Origin of the sequence: Cysteiniphilum litorale (genome assembly GCF_003428165.1) — a bacterium.
Lineage (GTDB): Bacteria > Pseudomonadota > Gammaproteobacteria > Francisellales > Francisellaceae > Caedibacter > Caedibacter litoralis.
The window spans coordinates 1-685 of the sequence record NZ_QLIQ01000167.1 but is presented as its reverse complement, the minus strand read 5'-3'; the positions used below and the strand labels follow the sequence as shown (position 1 = coordinate 685).

The window sequence follows — 685 nt, the reverse complement described above, 5'->3', positions numbered from 1 at the left end:
CAATAAGGCAATACCCCACGACTTTAAAGATGCCCATGTTAACTGATCTTTTAAGGTTTGCTTAACTACTGATAACATCATATATCTCCTATTTTTTAATTTTTTATTGTTTTACTTTGTTTTAATGACTTCATGATTGACGTTTTTTTGTTTTTAAAACGTTTTTTACTTTTTGACTTCCACTGAATCCAGTCAACACAGTGAAACTTTGACCGTGACAATAGCTACTCTATTGCTTGTATTGCTTATATTGCCACTTTTATTTTTTCTTCTTATTTCCTTTGTTTTCTTTATTTCCTTACGCGTCCCCCTTTTTTTTATATTTTTTCTTCTTTTTCTTGATACATGTAGTTATTAGCATGATTGACTTCACTTTGTACACTCACCACATCCGCCACAGGGATTTGCTCAAAGGTTGTCACTGAAGAGGTCGTTGAACAGCCCGTCATAACAATTAACGATAAGCCACTAACCGCCATGACAATAAACATCCATCCCTTATGACATAACTTAAAAAAATGAATACAATGAAAGAAATGAAAGTGACACTTGTGTTTTAAGGAGTTGTAGCTAAAAAAACTAAAAAAGTTAAAAAACATAACTCACCCCAATACTCAATCGATACATAGTTGGTATCGCTGACTTTGATTCATAAACTGCCTGTTGTGACTTGAAAAGATACGGT

1 protein-coding gene is annotated in these 685 nt (G+C 33.0%); it reads right to left on the bottom strand.

What is annotated here, in order from left to right; translation table 11 throughout:
- Positions 1-317 precede the first annotated feature (317 nt).
- Entirely contained in the window at positions 318-491 is a 174-nt protein-coding gene (locus DNJ75_RS15495) for a hypothetical protein (protein WP_170137250.1), read from the bottom strand.
- Positions 492-685 lie beyond the last annotated feature (194 nt).

Bases quoted from the DNA above. Each gene is read 5' to 3' on its own strand.
- DNJ75_RS15495 (WP_170137250.1), bottom strand. From the start codon at position 491: ATGTTTATTGTCATGGCGGTTAGTGGCTTATCGTTAATTGTTATGACG.